Source organism: Vibrio sp. Scap24 (assembly GCF_013394185.1).
Lineage (GTDB): Bacteria > Pseudomonadota > Gammaproteobacteria > Enterobacterales > Vibrionaceae > Vibrio > Vibrio pomeroyi.
In genome coordinates this window covers 451,950-470,835 of sequence record NZ_CP041333.1, presented here as the reverse complement: position 1 = coordinate 470,835, position 18,886 = coordinate 451,950, and the positions used below count along the sequence as shown (strand labels likewise).

Genomic DNA, 18,886 nt, shown 5'->3' with positions numbered 1-18,886 from the left:
ACCGATTTATGCATAACTAAATTTAATCTTTACGACAAACAACCGGATTAGTCGATTGGGGTACCATCTGTTTAAATCCGCGTTCGATATCTATCGTATTAATTTAATTTATTGAAGGTGTGTAAAGTGTTTTCAGTTGATGATCGCGTTGTAGCAACAAAAGGTGTTGAGCTAGGTGAAATGGTTGTAATTGGCCTAAGTGCTGGTGGCGGCTACGTTCACGTTACAACAGTAGAAGGCGCAATAATGACGCTTACTTACCCTGCAAAAGACCTTAAAAAAGCATAGTTTAACCGCTCCGCTCTTTTAGTAGTCACTCTGCTAAAGGTAACAAAATTGAGGCCTTGGTTGATTTCACTCTTCTGCATTAGAGTGAACAGCCAGGGCCTTTTTTATGCCTGCGATTCCTTAACAGGCTTCCCATTACTTTACTCGTTGCAGTAAAACCGAATCCAACAGACAATAGAATCAATCAAAAAGTATTTACACCAAGTACTTATTGTCTGTTGATGCTTAGTATTCGCAACACTTTCTGGTACATTAGCATTATCTTATATTTATAATGACCTGAACTGAGGGAAGCTATGAAGCTTTATATTTACGACCACTGCCCTTTCTGTGCAAGAGTAGCCTACATTGCTCAATCTCTAGGCTTGGACATCGAGCTTGTCTCTGTCGATTATGATGACGCCCAAACGCTTATCGATCTGATCGGTAAAAAAATGGTGCCTGTATTACAAAAAGACGACGGTTCTATCATGGCTGAGAGCCTAGATATCATCGCCTACTTCATGGATTTAAAATCAAGTGACGAACAACGCGTACCATCAGAGCAAGTCACTGTGTTCCAAACTCGCGCATTCCCGCTAAGCCAGCGCATCGGTTTGCCACGTTGGTGGAAACTGGATCTTGCTGAATACCAATCACCAGCAAGCAAACAAGCATGGCGCGCAGCCAAAGAGACTGAAGAGCTCAACTTCGATAAGCTGATTGAGCAAACTCCCCAGTTTGTTGAACAGATTAACCCGCTTCTGAAAGATGCAGAGCTACTTCTGAACCTAGAAAATGGTGAGTCGTCACTGCCTCTTATCGACCAAGCGGTGTACTTCTCTATGTTGCGCGGTTTCTGCGTAGAGCCAAGCATCACATGGCCACCAGCGCTAGAACGTTGGTTAGAGAAGCAAAGCGAGACGTTGAAGTTGTCTTTACTTCGCTAAAAACTGTCTTTGATTCGCTAGCGCGATTGCAGCTAGCACAAACAAAAAATCGAAGCTCTCAGGTACTACCCTGCTAGCTTCGATTTTCTTTTAGCTGCCTATTATTTCTATCTGACCAAGCCTTTTATTACAGCAAGCTCTTGTTACACTAAACTCGTGTTACTACAACAGGCGCCTTCTCAAGCCAGTTCGCTCTAAGATTCGTGTCGAGATCTCTTCTACCGATAATGAAGACGTGTTGATGTAAGGTATCGCTTCACGACGGAACATCGCCTCTACCGTTTGTAGCTCATACAAACATTGCGAATCACTCGCGTATTCACTGCCCGCTAAACGGTTCTCACGAATCTCGGTCAGCCTCTCTGCGTCAATGGTTAAACCAAACAGCTTGTGTCGGTAAATCTCGAACTCAGGCAGTAGCTTCAAGCGCGCTAAATCGTCATGGATGAATGGATAGTTCGCTACGCGTAGACCAAACTGCATCGCCATGTACAAGCTTGTTGGTGTCTTACCGCTTCGAGATACACCCAGCAAGATGATGTCGGCTTCTTCCAGCCCTTTGAGCGTGATGCCATCATCGTGTGCGAGTGTGTATTCAATCGCAGCAATACGGTCGAAATACTTAACCGAATCTTTGTTCACACTGCGTGAACGTTGCAGTTTAGGTACAGGTGCCATCTGAATATCATCCTGAACCTTCTGAACGATACTTTCCAACACGTCATAACAGTGCGCAGGCGCTTCAAGCAGCTTAGCCTTGATATCAGGGATCACGATTGAAAAGAACACGAGTGGTTCGACTCCATTATCGCGATACGAAATTTCGATCTCTTTTAATAAATCAGAAAGTTTGTCCTCACTTTCCACAAACGGAAAGGTTTTTTCATTGGCTTTGAAAGGGAATTGACCTAGAACAACATGCCCTAAAGTCTCACATGTTATGGCCGTCCCATCAGAAACATAGAATACATCACGACTTTGAATATCAATTTGCATTTTTTATTTAATGTTTAAAATTATTTTGAGTAGGATGGGAACCATAATATATATAACAAAACCCTGCTGACTATTACGTCCCCCACAGCTTTAAAAAATAATTTACATTTTTTTAAACTGATACGTAATCGTTTGCCTTTAAATCCCTACAATGCTTGCTATGTTTCTGGAGAAATAAATGCAAAATAATACCCTATGGTTCAATGGCCTATCCATGGAAGATGTCGACAAAGTCGGCGGTAAGAACGCCTCACTGGGCGAGATGGTTTCTAACCTATCCAATGCTGGTGTTTCTGTACCTAATGGTTTTGCTACCACTTCGTATGCGTTTAACGACTTTCTTGACTACAAAGGTCTTGATGAGCGCATCCACCAACTACTTGATGAACTTGATGTTGAAGACGTTGACGCACTGCGTAAGACAGGTGCAACGATTCGACAATGGGTTCTAGACGCCCCCTTCCCAGAATCACTAGAGCAAGACATCCGTGATAACTACCGCGAGCTAATTGAAGACAACGAAGAATTGTCTGTAGCTGTGCGTTCATCTGCAACCGCAGAAGACCTTCCAGATGCTTCATTCGCAGGCCAGCAAGAGACCTTCCTTAACGTGAAAGGCATCGACGCTGTACTAGAAGCAACCAAGCACGTTTACGCGTCTCTGTTTAATGACCGTGCTATCTCCTACCGTGTACACCAAGGCTTTGACCACCGTGGCATTTCATTGTCTGCGGGTATTCAACGCATGGTTCGTTCAGACAAAGCCTCTTCAGGTGTGATGTTCACGCTTGATACGGAATCAGGCTTCGACCAAGTGGTGTTCATCACTTCTTCTTGGGGTCTCGGTGAAATGGTTGTACAGGGCGCAGTGAACCCAGATGAGTTCTACGTTCACAAGCCAATGCTAGAAGCGGGTCACTACCCAATCGTTAAGAAGACGTTTGGTTCTAAGCTGATCAAGATGATCTACTCAACCAACCAAGAAATTGGCAAACAAGTTGATATCATCGACACCGATACGCAAGAGCGTAACGAGTTCTCATTGAACGATGAAGAGATCAAAGAGCTAGCAAAACAAGCGATGATCATCGAGAAGCACTATCAACGTCCGATGGACATTGAGTGGGCAAAAGATGGTATCGACGGCAAGCTATACATTGTTCAAGCTCGCCCAGAGACAGTATGTTCTCAAAGCGACCAAAACGTTATCGAGCGTTACGAGCTAAACAACAAGGCCGATGTCTTGGTTGAAGGCCGTGCTATCGGTCAACGTATCGGCTCTGGCCCAGTTCGTCTGGTTGATTCTCTAGACCAAATGTCACTGGTTCAAGAAGGCGATGTACTGGTAACAGACATGACAGACCCAGACTGGGAACCTGTGATGAAGAAAGCCTCTGCGATTGTCACTAACCGTGGTGGCCGTACTTGCCACGCAGCAATCATCGCTCGTGAACTAGGCATTCCAGCAATCGTTGGCTGTGGTACAGCGACAAGTAACCTAAACGACGGTGACACCGTGACAGTGTCATGTTCTGAAGGTGAAACTGGCTACGTTTACCAAGGCGAACTCGATTTCGAGATCAAACGTTCTGAAGTTGATGAGCTACCAATGCTGCCAACCAAAGTAATGATGAATGTGGGTAACCCAGATCGCGCCTTCGACTTCGCACAGATTCCAAACGAAGGTGTTGGCCTTGCTCGTTTAGAGTTCATCATCAACAAGATGATCGGCATTCACCCGAAAGCTCTATTGAACTTCGATGCTCAAACTGACGAGCTAAAAGCGGAAATCAGTGAACGTATTCGCGGCTACAAAGATCCAATCGACTTCTACGTAAGCAAACTGACAGAAGGCATCGCGACTATCGCATCTGCATTCTGGCCTAAGCGTGTGATCGTACGTATGTCTGACTTTAAGTCGAACGAATACAGCAACCTAGTCGGTGGTAAAACGTTTGAACCACATGAAGAGAACCCAATGCTGGGCTTCCGTGGCGCATCTCGTTACATCTCGCCAGTATTCGAAGACTGTTTTGAGCTAGAAACTCAAGCGATCAAGCGCGTTCGCAACGAAATGGGTCTTAAGAACGTAGAAATCATGATCCCATTCGTTCGTACTCCAAGCGAAGCAGCATCAGTTATCGACATTCTGGCTAAGTTCGATCTTCGCCGTGGCGACCAAGGTCTGAAAGTCATCATGATGTGTGAGCTACCATCGAATGCAATTTTGGCTGAAGAGTTCTTGAAGTACTTCGATGGCTTCTCTATCGGTTCAAACGACATGACACAGCTGACGCTTGGTCTAGACCGTGACTCTGGCGATGTTGCTCACCTATTCGATGAGCGTAACCCTGCTGTGAAAGCGATGCTGAAAATGGCTATCGACGCAGCAACCAAAGCGGGTAAATACGTGGGCATTTGTGGTCAAGGCCCATCTGACCACGATGACTTAGCGGAATGGTTAATGGAACAAGGCATCAGCTCTGTTTCGTTGAACCCAGACACGGTTATCGATACTTGGTTGAAACTAGGCAACGTTGCTAGCAAGTAACCTTCTCTAATCGAGATACGAATAAAGCCAGTCATTACGACTGGCTTTATTATTTACAGTATTTCAATACAAGATATTGAGCACTTTAGAAGTAGTATCTAACGCCAACCCAAGCTTCCGTCTGCCACTCACTTGCCATAGACACACCGTTCACATCGATATCGCCTTTGGTGATGTCATAACGAGTATTTAACCACCAAGTTCGAGCACTGTTCATTGGTACATTCAGTGACGTTTTCAACGAGAAGTTCTGCATGTTGATATCGCTGCCCGATAGGTCTTGCCACTCTGGCACCAAAGAAACATAAGCACCAGAATCACCTAAGTGCTTCGCCGTGATCAGTCCAAGTGAATAACCCGTTAAGTCATCTTTAGATGAGCTCATCGCGGGGATTTCCATGCTGCCTGTCATCAAGCCAGCTCTTGGAAAAACTAAGAAGCCACCGGTATAAGCCGGATTGATCGCCACAACACCGCCGACCGACAACAAGTCATTTTTAATGCTTGTGCGTGTATTAATGTAGTCTAACGACAGACCCACTTTAGGCGCGGCTTTAGCACCAGTCTCGAAGACATGGAAATATTGAATTCGCGAGTTGCTGTATTCCGAACCAAAGTCGTTCGGATCGCGTTGTGATTCGTCATTGTCATCAACAAAGGTCGCTTCTGCGAGTAACGCAAATTGCTGACCATTGTCCATACCACCAGAAACCTGTCCCTGAAATTGAATATCAGAGCTGCCGCTCACCATCAACGCAGTTTGTGTATATACCTTAGTCACGTCAGCAGGGTCGATAACTCGCTCTGATTCGGCATAGGCAGGAATCGATAAACCTAAGCTCAATGGAATTATAAGGGCAAACTTTTTCATTGTATCTCTCGAAAGTCGTTTGCTTCTTCCTTGAAGCTAGAAAGTCCTTCTGTCTCAAATGGGTTGTTATTTGTCAGCAAGTAGTTTTGCAGCAGAACGCATTAGTGCAGGGCCTTTGTTCTCACCAAAACCAGAGTGGTACGGGTTGTTCGAGAACATTACGCCAACAAAATCACGCTCTGGGTCGATGTAAATGAACTGGCCAAGGTTGCCACTTTTCGACATTGCACCGTCATTGAAGATGAAGTCGAATTGGTAAGCGTTGTAGTCCGCTTTTTCGTTGTAGGCATGCAATGAGCTGCTCTCTTTGCTGGTACCAACAAAGGCTTTTGGATCGCCGCCGTTGCGAATACGATCAATCACCGCTTGTGAGATAACCGGCTCCTCCGCTACGGCTTTCCAACTTGGTGTAAACAGAGTGCCCCAGCGCGCCATGTCTTCAACTGTGGTCGATACCAAACCAACAGCGATCGCCATGCCATCAGGCGTTAAGTTAAATTCCATTGATTGGCGAGCATGTACTTTCGACCAAACACGGTCTTCAAACACTTGGGTCCATGTTTTGTTTTCGATGTTCTCCACCATTTTGGTCAGTACCATGGTGTTGATAGAGGCATAACGGAAATGGTCGCCCGCTTTCTCGCCTTCGATCTTCTGAGCGCCTTTAGCCACATTCATCCATGTTTCCATTTCGCCTGTTTTGGCTCTTGGCGAATTGAATGAAGCAGCAAAGAAACGCACCACATCTGAATCTGGGTTTAAGATCGATTCAAGCGTCTCTTCGTTATCTAACGCGGTAGACATATTGAGCACCTGATGTACGGTGATCGCTTCCCAGTTGGTCCCTTTCAGTTCTGGAACATAGTAAGTGATGCTCTTTTCTGGATCGACTTTGCCCTCTTCCACTAGCATCGCGACAACTGTGCCGACGGTGGTTTTAGCCGTTGAAGCCCAAACGTGACTGTCTGTTGGGCTCATACCCGGATACGCTTCGTAAACGATCTCGCCTTTGTGAATTAGCATGAAGCCTTGAGTTCTGAACTGTTCATCAGCAAGGTAATCAGCCATTGTCAGCTCACCTTTGGTGTCTGTTTCAACCTTCAGCTCGGCAAGGCGTGGATCGATATTTTTAACCAGTGGCTTGTAATTCTCGCTCGGTGCAGCAAACGCCGTTGGCATGAACTCACTCATGTGCAAGTTGTAGTAAACACTGTGGTCACCACCCATTTGCCAATGGAAGTTATTGAAGTTTTCTCGTGCTGAAGCAACAAAAGCAGGGGTAAAAGATTGTTGAGCATCTTTCACTGTAAGGGTCACCGCAGCGCCTTCGACTTTCAGTGCTGCTTCAACTGGGTTCTCTGCAAAAGCCATGTCTGCAAAGGCAAGTGATGACACAGCAAGCGATGAAATCGTGAGTGACGAGATAATTAGGGCAAGGGGCTTAAGTTTCATATTCTTCTCCTCATTTGGGTTGGAAGAAGTATATGGAGTTGCGCTACACTTAATTAGGTCATTTGGTGACATTTAAAGGCAAACTCAAAAAGCTATGAAAACTAAGAAAGCATCATCGAACACCGCCAACATACTGCTAAGCTCTACCAGTAACATCGCGCCCTACATTCAATATTGCGAAAAACGCTCTCTTGACTGGCGCTCGGTTGCCATCGAATGTGGACTGCCAATTGAGCTAACACACTCCAACCAGTGGCTACCGACTCAAGACTTGATTCGCTTTATTCATGGCTTAGAGCGTAAGTTTGGTTATTCCATTGGGATTGAGGTTGGGCGTAAAGCCTCTCTAGAGCAACTGTCGCCAGAGTTAAGCCAAAAAATCGACCAATGCACATCACTTGAGCAGGCAATACGTTGTTTGATTACTGAGATCTCTACCTTGAGTAATCACGTCACCATGTGGACAGAGAAACGAGATGGGATGTGGTGGCTATGTCATCGCAGTTGCTATCACCCTTCTACCGCGGGTTTTGAACAATCTGAATGGTTTCGCACGCTAACTGTGATTAGCTTGTGTCGTAAGTTCATTGCAAGCACATGGCAGCCATCACACGCGAAGCTAATCTCGACAAACAACCGTGAGCGCAAGTTACCTAAGCATTTCTTCAATTCGGACATTCAGTTTGAGCAGCAATATGGCGCGATCACCATTCCCTTGCCGGATGGGTATCGTGCTATCTCTGAGAAGGACACTAACCAAGATTGGCATCAAGCCGTCCAAGCCTTGATTAACACGTATGCGACTTTGCCGTGGTTCAACATCGAGTGGTTTGCGACCATGCTCGGCATGACCAAGCGAACACTGCAACGCAACCTGAAGAGTAAGAACATTCTGTTTAAGCAAGCTAAAGAACAGGTTCGAGAGAGCAAAGCAAAACAGTTACTCCATGAGACCGACCTGTCAGTGCAAGAGATCAGTTGGCAGTTGGGTTACAGTGATTTGAGTAACTTTAACCGTGCATTTAAAGGCTGGACTGGTATGACAGCGCCGAGTTACCGAAGTCGAAATAAAAAAGTCCGGTCAAATAACCGGACGTAATCGAAGATCTAAATATCGCTTCATCACTCTAACAGAGCTCTCGCGTTATCGCCCTGCTCGTAGATATAGAGGCTGACACGAGACAGTATGGTTATCTCTTCCATGCTAACTTGAAGTGAGTTCTGCCCTCTTCCTAGATTCGCTCTTAGGCGGTTAACGAGTTGTTGAATTGCCTGCAAATCATCTCTTGCTTTTGGCACACGAGTATTCATAAAGGAGAACCATTTTTCACTCATGTTACGGCTTATCTTGGCGAGCACTTCGCTATTGGTAATGGTAAATGCTTTATCAAGGTTGCCTCCGTCTCGAAGGATGTCATAGATAATGTGGCCGTTCTTCTTCGCCACCATCATGTTCTTGGTATTGAGTTGCAGCTCACCAATGTGTCCGTTGGCCATTTTTAAGAAGAACTTAATGTCTTTATAGCCAGCGTCAGTTGCACCACAGTTGAACTTAGCGTTGTCGCCTTGACTGGTGCCGTAGCGATCTTTCATCGCAGATTGGTGATGCTTAAGCTCGACAAACTCTTTGGTCAGAATGATCATCGCTTTGGCTATGATCATATCTTCCATGGTTTCAAATACGATGGTCATACGGGCTGCATCTTTCAGATCACCAATATCGTAATGACGTTTACGATTGGTGATCTTATCTAACGCGCCATGGAAATCTTTTACACCTAAATAAGCGCCAGGCGGTTGTTTGAGTGTTCCGTTACACACCGAAGCCACTTTCACAGCAAACTCTCTGAGCGCTTCTTGTGCTTCAACCGTTTCCATAAACATCATGAAGAGCTGTTTCTTCTTTAGCGTGGCGTTGGCAACCTGATTTCGAGAACCAAAATCGAGGCTCCCATTCGCTAGCTTCTGACTCGACGTTTCATCCAGATAGTTATGGATCTTCTCTTTCTGAGTCATGATGTCGAGAATCACCTGATCTTGCTTTTTATTGGCGTCATTCAGGTAATCGAAATTTTCTACCTTTTGCTTCAGTGCCTGTAGCTTCTGTTGGTAGTCTTTGACATTAACCAAGCGAAAGCCCTGCGACATAATGCCTTGCTGGTTAATCTTAGCGAGTACCTTCGCTTTGTTCTTCCTGACTTGCTCTTGGCTGATCTGAATTTCTTCTGTCGTCGGCATATTTAGGTTCCCTCTCCAATATGCAGTTAAATTTATGCTTGCTGACTCGCAATTCGTTTCCCTACAACGATATTAGTTTATGGATTTGATAATTACATTAAGCAACAACGATAACCCTATAAAATAAATAAGGTTTGAGAGGTAGTTCCATAAAGTCACAGCACAGAATGCTCTAACTCGATTGAACTCTGAGTTAAGGAATATGCCGAGATCCGGTAACAATTATTGGTATCGAGCTGACCTTACGTTATCCTTTACGCAATTCTTCACAGACGGGCTTTCCCCACAGTGAGCCTATCTTCAAGACCAATAAGACAGATATGAATTCGACTACCGCAACTCCCTCACCTTCGCTTGGCCGACAACTCTATACCATGACATGGCCAATGCTGTTTGGGGTGCTTTCCCTGATGAGCTTCCAACTTGTAGACAGTGCCTTCATTGGTCAGCTCGGCGTTCTACCGCTTGCTGTTCAAGGTTTCACGCTTCCAATACAGATGATCATCATTGGTATTCAGGTTGGGTTAGGCATTGCAACCACGGCTGTCATTGCGAGAGCCATTGGTGCCAACGAAACACGTTACGCTAAACAACTGGGCGGACTGGTGATTGCGATGGGCAGCGTGAGTGTCGCGCTTTTCTCGGTCATCATCTATCTGCTTCGTGGACCTATTTTACAACTGCTCGATGCGCCACCGACGGTATTACCGATCATTGATTCTTACTGGATCTATTGGTTGGTCAGCTCTTGGACAGGTGCTCTGCTCTACTTCTTCTACAGTGTGTGTCGTGCCAATGGTAATACCATGCTACCCGGCTCAATGATGATCGCGACCAGTATCATCAACTTGATATTGGACCCAATCTTCATCTTTACGCTCGACATGGGTATTAATGGTGCCGCGATTGCGACTATCTTGGCGTTCGGCTCAGGCATCTTTATCGTGGCTCCCAAAGTGACCAAGAAGCATTGGATGACATTCGATTGGAGCGACCTAGATATAGGCAAGAGTGTTCGATCGATTGGTAACATCATGGGTCCTGCGATGATCAGCCAACTGCTGCCGCCAGTCTCTTCTATGTTGGCGACTAAACTGCTGGCAGGTTATGGCACCGCAGCGGTTGCAGCTTGGGCTTTAGGATCTCGTTTTGAGTTCTTCTCTATTGTGGCTGTGTTAGCACTGACCATGTCGATGCCACCTATGATTGGCCGCATGTTGGGTGAAAAGAACCTTAGCAACATACGTAGTCTTGTGAAGATTGCCGTTACCTTCGTGTTAGGTTTCCAGCTGGTCATCGCATTGGTGACTTGGTTATTCTCTGGCGGGTTGGCGAACCTCATGACCAGTGACAGCGAGGTCTCAACAATTCTGAACTACCACCTACTGATCGTGCCAATCAGCTTAGGGCCTTTGGGTATCTGTATGTTGATGGTTTCGATTTCTAACGCGTTGGGCAAGTCTTACACCGCATTAACGATTTCTGCACTGCGCCTGTTCGCTTTCTTCTTGCCTTGCTTGTGGGTTGGCTCTCAACTTGCAGGAATTGAGGGCCTGTTCTGGGGAGCTATGGTAGGTAATGTGCTTGCCGGTACCTGTGCATGGTTTATGTACCGACGCGCGCTTGGGCAAGTCGAGGCTAAGCTAGCCAGCTAGTAAACAGGAAGAAACAAAAAAGCAGCCACTTAGGCTGCTTTGTTAGTTATCTAAGTTCTGATTTACGATCCTTCCGCTGACTATCCTCTGTTCATGAAGTCCCTTCGATTAAGCCTTCCTTACCACCAAAAAAAGAATACCGACCGGTCATCATTTTAGTCTCAGAATTGCTAGCTAGATTTCCTTACATAAAAAACATCAATCGAGCCGATTTTTATGCCATCTTAGAACTTGTCCTAGATCATTAAAGTATTCGAAAACGTAACCTGTGGTTTTAAATATGTAAACTTTGATGGAGTTTAAGAAATTAAACCATATCGAAGATGGTTTGGTGATCCTGTTCAAATTACGCTCTTAATTTAAGTTAAATTTTCGTTATTTGTTGATGTTTTAAACATTTTTTACGGTTTACAGAAGTTTACTGCATCTTGTTCAAATACCACCAAAGGAGTAGATTTCAGTCATTGAGTTAAAAAATGTAAACCGAAATCATGAATGTAAAACAAGTTCGATTCACCGATGAAGACAGAGAATGTTTAAGCAATTACTTCCGCTTAGCGGACACAATTGCTGACTTGATTGGCCCTTACTGTGAGGTGGTCATTCACTCCTTTGAAAGCTTAGAAAACTCTGTCGTGAAGATCGTCAATGGTCATCACACAGGTCGTGAAATCGGCTCGCCTATCACCGATTTAGGTTTACGCATGTGGAGTACCTTCGAGAAAACTGGCGAAGTTTCTCCAAAGAGCTATTTCACCAACGCAGCAGACGGTTCCCTACTGAAATCGACCACCTGTGTACTGGCTGGTCCACAACAAAAGCCGATTGGCATGCTGTGTATCAACATGAACTTATCTTTTCCATTCCCAGAAATCGTCAAGACGCTGATGCCGCAGTGCAATGTGCCACAAACCATTGTCAGCGAGACCTTCAGTAACAATGCAAATGATGTGATTCAGCAAGCATTGAGTTCAGCCATTAAAGAAGTTGACCAAGACGAGACGATTTCTTCCAAAGGTCGCAATAAAGCCATCATCCGTTGCTTATTTGATAACGGAGTATTTGAGCTAAAAGAGACGACTACACAAGTATCAGAGCAACTTGGGATCAGCCGTCAGGCGGTTTACAAGTTTATCCGTGAATTTAAATCAGAATAAAACCAATAATTTAGGAGTTACATCGTGAAACAAATCATTGCCACTGAACAAGCACCTGCAGCTATCGGCCCTTACTCACAAGGTACGTCTTACGGCGACATGGTTTATACATCAGGCCAATTACCTCTCGTACCAGAAACCATGCAGTTTGTTGAGGGCGGCATCAAAGAGCAGGCTCGTCAGTCTCTAGAAAACTTAAAAGCTGTATTAGAAGCGAGTAATGCGGGACTGGACACAGTGCTTAAGACAACCTGCTTCCTATCAGACATGGAGAACTTCGTAGCCTTTAACGAAGTGTACACAGAAGTGTTTGGTACAGAGAACGCACCTGCTCGTTCTTGTGTTGAAGCAGCAAGATTACCAAAAGACGCATTGGTTGAAGTTGAAGCCATCGCATACAAGAAATAACCGACTTAGTTATTAATGGGTATCATAGGAGATTCTCATGAGCGTTTCATTTATTGGATTAAGCATACTGTTCTTTGGGTTCTACGCACTGCTGTCGAACTTCAAAAAGCAAAAGAAAAGTTTTAACTTCCGCGTACTGAGTGCGCTTGCTGCTGGCTTACTGTTCGGTGGCGCTATTCAACTTGTTTTCGGTGTCGGTAACGTTGCGACATCTGGCTTCGCTGAACTGATTTCGGTGTTCGGTAAAGGCTACATCAAACTTCTACAAATGATCGTTATCCCGCTCGTATTCGTGGCGATGATCTCTTCGATCATGAACGTTGAAGGCGGCGGCGCGCTATCTCGTATCGCACCAAAAATCATCGGTATTCTACTTTTCACTTGTGCAATCTCAGCGGCTGTTGGTATCGCAAGTATTTACCTATTTGGTATCGATGCGAACGCACTAGTAAGCACAATTGGCACAAACAGTGCGATTGAAGCTCGCGGTGATTCACTGGTAGCAACACAAGATGCAATGGCGAGCAGTGGTCTGTCTGGTATGGCTCTGTCTATCATCCCAACCAACATCTTCGACATGCTAACGGGCTCTCAACGTACTTCTACACTATCGACTGTACTGTTCGGCATGTTCCTAGGCTACTGTATCCTTCAAGTTAAAAATCGTAAGCCTGAGAAAGTGCAAAACTTCGTTGATTTCATCAACTCTGCAAAAGAAGTGGTGCTTTCAATGGTTCGTGAAATTCTGAAGCTAACGCCTTACGGTGTATTCGCTCTGATGACCACGTTCATGATGACGAACGACCTATTCGCACTGGCTGAAATGGGCCGCTTCCTTCTAGCAAGCTACGTTGCAATTGGCGTGATGTTCGGCATCCACTTCGTGATGGTGTCAATGTTCGGTCTGTCCCCTGCTAAGTTCATGAAGAAAATCTGGCCAGTATTGGTATTCGGTTTCGGTTCTCGCTCAAGCATGGCGGCTATCCCACTAAACGTTGAAACACAAACTCAACGCCTAGGCGTAGACGAAGAAACAGCAAACATGTCAGCGACATTCGGTACCAGTATCGGTCAGAACGGTTGTGCGGGTATCTACCCAGCAATGCTAGCAATCATGGCAGCACAAGTGATGGGCATGCCAGTTGACCTAGGCTTCATCCTACAACTGATTGCTGTTATCGCGATTGCTTCATTCGGTATCGCTGGTGTGGGTGGCGGTGCAACGTTCGCAGCGGTAGCGGTACTGACCATCATGGGCCTAGACATCACAGTAGTAGCGATTCTGGTTTCTATCGAAGCGCTAATTGACATGGCTCGTACAGCGCTAAACATCTCAGGCTCTATGTTGTCTGGTGTTCTAACGGCTAAGAAAAACGGCTCGCTAAACACAGAGCAATACGACGCTGACGTTACAGCGACTGTATCAAAAGAAGCAGCAGTATAATTCTCAAACTTAATTAAGAGCACTCCACGTGAGTGCTCTTCTGTTTTTCCTGAGTTCAGGTTATTTAGGTAGTAAATATGAAAGTTGTTGTTATAGGCGGTAGTGCCGCCGGTATGAGTTTCGCAGCAAAGTACAAACGTAATCAACCATCAGATGAAGTCATCGTGCTAGATAAGCGTAGTTACATCTCTTTTGGAGCATGTGGTCTACCCTACTTTGCAGGCGGTATGTTTGATGACACAGAACGAATGATTTCTCGCACACCAGAACAAGCCATTAAATCAGGCTTGGATGTACGTGTAGAAACAGAAATGGTGTCGTTCGACCGCACTAAAAAGCAAATTACGGTACGTCACCAAAATGAAGAAAGTGTCATCGATTACGATATGTTGGTCATTGCAACAGGTGCGCGACCAATCGTTCCGTCATTCGGCGAATTCAATCCAGAACACGTATTCACACTAACAAGCATGGAAGATGGCTTGGCGGTTAAAGAGGCGCTAAAGGATAGTAACAAGCAGCGTGTGTGTGTTATTGGAGCTGGCTTTATCGGCCTGGAAGTATTCGACGCTGCACACGGCTTAGACAAACACGTGACGATCATCGAACGCGAACAGCACATCATGAGCCGCCAGTTCAGCCCTGAGGGCATTGAAGTGGTCGAAGGTGCGATTCGAGAATCCGGTGCTGACCTTAAAACAGGTTGTAGCGTGTCTGCTATTCGCGATGCGGAGCTAGGTGGTTACATCGTTGAAACTGATAACGGAAACGTAGAAGCCGATGTCGTGATCCTGTCACTCGGTTTCACACCAAATACCGAAGCATTCGAACTGCCAAAAGCAGCAAATGGTGCATTGTTAGTGAATGAATATGGTGCTACTGAAGACGCTTACATTCATGCGGTAGGCGACTGTGCAGTGGTTCATCACATGGCCTTAGGCAAGCCAGTATATGTACCACTTGCAACGACAGCTAACAAACAAGCACGCATGATGGCTGACAAGCTAGCAGGTAAAGATACTTACATGTCAGGCTTCTTAGGTTCATCTTGCTTGAAAGTTCTCGATTACGAACTGGCATGTACTGGCGTGAATGAACTTCTGGCGAAAGAACATAACTTAGATGTGAAAGTATCAACAATTTCTGACAAGAACCAAACCGACTACTATCCAGGTCAAGAAGACATAAAAGTGAAGCTGGTTTACCACCCAGAAACCAATGTACTGCTTGGTGGAGAAATCGTTGGTAAGAAAGGAGCAGTAGGCCGTATTAACGCACTAGCGGTTGCAATCACTGCAAAGATGACCACACAGCAACTTGGTTATATGGACTTCTGCTACGCGCCACCATTCTCCCGTACTTGGGATGCGCTAAACGTGGCAGGTAACGTAGCAAAATAACGAGTGTAAGTTCCGAGGAACGTACAGTTCAAACATTAAAGCAGAGCCTGAGCGCTCTGCTTTTTATTACCTAAACTCTACATAACCTGAAGCAGAATAAGATAACAACGTATCTAATAGTATTTGAGCTTTATTTTGCCAAATTCAAGACGAAAAAAAGCCCGCTGATTTCTCAGCGGGCTTTCTAATGGTGGTGGAGGGATAGGGATTTGAACCCTAGAACCGCTATTAACGGTTGCCGGTTTTCAAGACCGGTGCTTTCGACCACTCAGCCATCCCTCCAACAAATTGTCATCAACAGATTTGTGCACTGTTGAGGTTGTTATTTACTATGCAAATAACGAAGCTTTTTGTCTTCACTTTTGAAAAGTGAAAATAAATTTGGAGCCTGGCGATGTCCTACTCTCACATGGGGAAGCCCCACACTACCATCGGCGCTATTGTGTTTCACTTCTGAGTTCGGCATGGAATCAGGTGGGTCCACAATGCTATGGTCGCCAAGCAAATTTTAAAATTCGGAAAACTGTATTTAAAAGTAACTCTTCAAACTCATTCAAGGTCTGTCTTTGAGTCCACAAAACCCCTTGGGTGTTGTATGGTTAAGCCTCACGGGCAATTAGTACAGGTTAGCTCAATGCCTCGCAGCACTTACACACCCTGCCTATCAACGTTCTAGTCTTGAACAACCCTTAAGGACGCTTATAGCGTCAGGGAAAACTCATCTCAGGGCTCGCTTCCCGCTTAGATGCTTTCAGCGGTTATCGATTCCGAACTTAGCTACCGGGCAATGCCATTGGCATGACAACCCGAACACCAGAGGTTCGTCCACTCCGGTCCTCTCGTACTAGGAGCAGCCCCCTTCAATTTTCCAACGCCCACGGCAGATAGGGACCGAACTGTCTCACGACGTTCTAAACCCAGCTCGCGTACCACTTTAAATGGCGAACAGCCATACCCTTGGGACCGACTTCAGCCCCAGGATGTGATGAGCCGACATCGAGGTGCCAAACACCGCCGTCGATATGAACTCTTGGGCGGTATCAGCCTGTTATCCCCGGAGTACCTTTTATCCGTTGAGCGATGGCCCTTCCATTCAGAACCACCGGATCACTATGACCTGCTTTCGCACCTGCTCGAATTGTCATTCTCGCAGTCAAGCGGGCTTATGCCATTGCACTAACCACACGATGTCCAACCGTGTTTAGCCCACCTTCGTGCTCCTCCGTTACTCTTTGGGAGGAGACCGCCCCAGTCAAACTACCCACCAGGCACTGTCCGTAATCCCGATTCAGGGACCAACGTTAGAACATCAAAACTACAAGGGTGGTATTTCAAGGACGACTCCACCACATCTAGCGACGCGGTTTCAAAGTCTCCCACCTATCCTACACATGTAGGTTCAATGTTCAGTGCCAAGCTGTAGTAAAGGTTCACGGGGTCTTTCCGTCTAGCCGCGGGTACACTGCATCTTCACAGCGATTTCAATTTCACTGAGTCTCGGGTGGAGACAGCGTGGCCATCATTACGCCATTCGTGCAGGTCGGAACTTACCCGACAAGGAATTTCGCTACCTTAGGACCGTTATAGTTACGGCCGCCGTTTACCGGGGCTTCGATCAAGAGCTTCGACCGAAGTCTAACCCCATCAATTAACCTTCCGGCACCGGGCAGGCGTCACACCGTATACGTCATCTTACGATTTTGCACAGTGCTGTGTTTTTAATAAACAGTTGCAGCCACCTGGTATCTGCGACTCTCGTCTGCTCCATCCGCAAGGGACTTCACTGATAAGAGCGTACCTTCTCCCGAAGTTACGGTACCATTTTGCCTAGTTCCTTCACCCGAGTTCTCTCAAGCGCCTTGGTATTCTCTACCCGACCACCTGTGTCGGTTTGGGGTACGATTCCTTACAATCTGAAGCTTAGAGGCTTTTCCTGGAAGCATGGCATCAATGACTTCACTACCGTAGTAGCTCGACATCGTATCTCAGCGTTATGAAAGTCCGGATTTACCTAAACTTTCCGCCTACGTACTTGAACCTGGACAACCGTCGCCAGGCCCACCTAGCCTTCTCCGTCCCCCCATCGCAATTGTAAGAAGTACGGGAATATTAACCCGTTTCCCATCGACTACGCCTTTCGGCCTCGCCTTAGGAGTCGACTTACCCTGCCCCGATTAACGTTGGACAGGAACCCTTGGTCTTCCGGCGAGGGAGTTTTTCACTCCCTTTATCGTTACTCATGTCAGCATTCGCACTTCTGATACCTCCAGCAGCCCTTACAGACCACCTTCAACGGCTTACAGAACGCTCCCCTACCCCACATACCCTAAGGTACGTAGCCGCAGCTTCGGTGTATAGCTTAGCCCCGTTACATCTTCCGCGCAGGCCGACTCGACCAGTGAGCTATTACGCTTTCTTTAAATGATGGCTGCTTCTAAGCCAACATCCTGGCTGTCTGAGCCTTCCCACATCGTTTCCCACTTAGCTATACTTTGGGACCTTAGCTGGCGGTCTGGGTTGTTTCCCTCTCCACGACGGACGTTAGCACCCGCCGTGTGTCTCCCGGATAGTACTTACTGGTATTCGGAGTTTGCAAAGGGTTGGTAAGTCGGGATGACCCCCTAGCCTTAACAGTGCTCTACCCCCAGTAGTATTCGTCCGAGGCGCTACCTAAATAGCTTTCGGGGAGAACCAGCTATCTCCAGGTTTGATTGGCCTTTCACCCCTAGCCACAAGTCATCCGCTAATTTTTCAACATTAGTCGGTTCGGTCCTCCAGTTGATGTTACTCAACCTTCAACCTGCCCATGGCTAGATCACCTGGTTTCGGGTCTAATCCTAGCAACTGTACGCCCAGTTAAGACTCGGTTTCCCTACGGCTCCCCTAAACGGTTAACCTTGCTACTAAAATTAAGTCGCTGACCCATTATACAAAAGGTACGCAGTCACACCACGAAGGTGCTCCTACTGCTTGTACGTACACGGTTTCAGGTTCTATTTCACTCCCCTCACAGGGGTTCTTTTCGCCTTTCCCTCACGGTACTGGTTCACTATCGGTCAGTCAGTAGTATTTAGCCTTGGAGGATGGTCCCCCCATATTCAGACAGGATATCACGTGTCCCGCCCTACTCGTTTTCACTGATGATGAGATGTCGATTACGGGGCTATCACCCTTTATTGCGGCACTTTCCAGAGCCTTCATCTGTCTCATTAAAAGCTTAAGGGCTAATCCAATTTCGCTCGCCGCTACTTTCGGAATCTCGGTTGATTTCTCTTCCTCGGGGTACTTAGATGTTTCAGTTCCCCCGGTTTGCCTCCTGTTGCTATGTATTCACAACAGGATACTTACTTATGTAAGTGGGTTTCCCCATTCAGGAATCCCAGACTTAAAGGTTATTACTACCTAATCTGGGCTTATCGCAAGTTATTACGCCTTTCATCGCCTCTGACTGCCAAGGCATCCACCGTGTACGCTTAGTCACTTAACCATACAACCCG

General features: G+C 46.2%; 13 protein-coding genes, 1 tRNA gene and 2 rRNA genes. 9 read left to right on the top strand and 7 right to left on the bottom strand.

Annotated features, from left to right (window positions below):
- The first annotated feature begins 126 nt into the window (after positions 1-126).
- Both FLM53_RS17715 and grxB read left to right on the top strand, forming a co-directional pair.
- Positions 127-288 (top strand): hypothetical protein, encoded by a 162-nt coding sequence (locus FLM53_RS17715; protein ID WP_009846296.1) that lies wholly within the window; start codon positions 127-129, stop codon positions 286-288.
- 296 nt (positions 289-584) lie between these two features.
- A complete protein-coding gene (gene grxB, locus FLM53_RS17710; RefSeq protein WP_176680034.1) occupies positions 585-1,217 on the top strand; it encodes a glutaredoxin 2 in 633 nt (210 codons plus the stop codon).
- 162 nt (positions 1,218-1,379) lie between these two features.
- Here grxB and FLM53_RS17705 read toward each other — a convergent pair whose 3' ends face one another.
- On the bottom strand, positions 1,380-2,213 hold the full coding sequence (locus tag FLM53_RS17705) for a pyruvate, water dikinase regulatory protein (RefSeq protein WP_048661622.1): 834 nt from the start codon (positions 2,211-2,213) through the stop codon (positions 1,380-1,382).
- A 178-nt stretch (positions 2,214-2,391) separates the two neighbouring features.
- On the opposite strand from FLM53_RS17705, the gene ppsA reads away from it, so the two are divergent.
- Positions 2,392-4,764: a phosphoenolpyruvate synthase gene (gene ppsA / locus FLM53_RS17700; RefSeq protein ID WP_123283801.1), complete on the top strand. Its 2,373-nt coding sequence runs from the start codon at positions 2,392-2,394 to the stop codon at positions 4,762-4,764.
- 85 nt (positions 4,765-4,849) lie between these two features.
- Here the strand turns inward: ppsA and FLM53_RS17695 are convergent, their stop codons facing one another.
- Complete coding sequence (locus FLM53_RS17695) at positions 4,850-5,635, bottom strand: hypothetical protein (protein WP_176680035.1); 786 nt, start codon at positions 5,633-5,635, stop codon at positions 4,850-4,852.
- A gap of 66 nt (positions 5,636-5,701) precedes the next feature.
- Positions 5,702-7,087 carry a serine hydrolase gene (locus FLM53_RS17690; protein WP_176680036.1) on the bottom strand — a complete coding sequence of 462 codons (1,386 nt, stop codon included), beginning with the start codon at positions 7,085-7,087 and terminating at the stop codon, positions 5,702-5,704.
- Between the two features lie 94 nt (positions 7,088-7,181).
- Here FLM53_RS17690 and FLM53_RS17685 point away from each other — a divergent pair, with 94 nt between their 5' ends.
- Positions 7,182-8,186, top strand: coding sequence for an AraC family transcriptional regulator (locus tag FLM53_RS17685; protein ID WP_176680037.1), 1,005 nt, complete (start codon positions 7,182-7,184; stop codon positions 8,184-8,186).
- 23 nt (positions 8,187-8,209) lie between these two features.
- On the opposite strand, the gene FLM53_RS17680 is transcribed toward FLM53_RS17685, so the two are convergent.
- Positions 8,210-9,325, bottom strand: a complete 1,116-nt coding sequence (locus FLM53_RS17680; protein WP_176680038.1) for a hypothetical protein — start codon at positions 9,323-9,325, stop codon at positions 8,210-8,212.
- 320 nt (positions 9,326-9,645) lie between these two features.
- Here FLM53_RS17680 and FLM53_RS17675 point away from each other — a divergent pair, with 320 nt between their 5' ends.
- The 5 genes from FLM53_RS17675 (at position 9,646) to FLM53_RS17655 (ending at position 15,389) form a co-directional block, all read left to right on the top strand.
- On the top strand, positions 9,646-10,980 hold the full coding sequence (locus tag FLM53_RS17675; protein WP_176680039.1) for an MATE family efflux transporter: 1,335 nt from the start codon (positions 9,646-9,648) through the stop codon (positions 10,978-10,980).
- 491 nt (positions 10,981-11,471) lie between these two features.
- Positions 11,472-12,137 carry a transcriptional regulator gene (locus FLM53_RS17670; RefSeq protein WP_176680040.1) on the top strand — a complete coding sequence of 222 codons (666 nt, stop codon included), beginning with the start codon at positions 11,472-11,474 and terminating at the stop codon, positions 12,135-12,137.
- 24 nt (positions 12,138-12,161) lie between these two features.
- Positions 12,162-12,545 carry a RidA family protein gene (locus FLM53_RS17665; RefSeq protein ID WP_017111552.1) on the top strand — a complete coding sequence of 128 codons (384 nt, stop codon included), beginning with the start codon at positions 12,162-12,164 and terminating at the stop codon, positions 12,543-12,545.
- A 37-nt stretch (positions 12,546-12,582) separates the two neighbouring features.
- Entirely contained in the window at positions 12,583-13,989 is a 1,407-nt protein-coding gene (locus tag FLM53_RS17660) for a cation:dicarboxylate symporter family transporter (RefSeq protein ID WP_017111551.1), read from the top strand.
- A gap of 77 nt (positions 13,990-14,066) precedes the next feature.
- On the top strand, positions 14,067-15,389 hold the full coding sequence (locus FLM53_RS17655) for a CoA-disulfide reductase (protein ID WP_176680041.1): 1,323 nt from the start codon (positions 14,067-14,069) through the stop codon (positions 15,387-15,389).
- Positions 15,390-15,580: 191 nt separating this feature from the next.
- Here FLM53_RS17655 and FLM53_RS17650 read toward each other — a convergent pair.
- The 3 genes from FLM53_RS17650 to FLM53_RS17640 all read right to left on the bottom strand — a co-directional run bounded on the left by FLM53_RS17650 (position 15,581) and on the right by FLM53_RS17640 (position 18,876).
- Positions 15,581-15,671: transfer RNA gene (locus tag FLM53_RS17650), tRNA-Ser, on the bottom strand.
- Between the two features lie 104 nt (positions 15,672-15,775).
- A 5S ribosomal RNA gene (gene rrf / locus FLM53_RS17645) occupies positions 15,776-15,891 on the bottom strand.
- Positions 15,892-15,984: 93 nt separating this feature from the next.
- Positions 15,985-18,876 (bottom strand): 23S ribosomal RNA (locus FLM53_RS17640).
- Between the last annotated feature and the right edge of the window lie 10 nt (positions 18,877-18,886).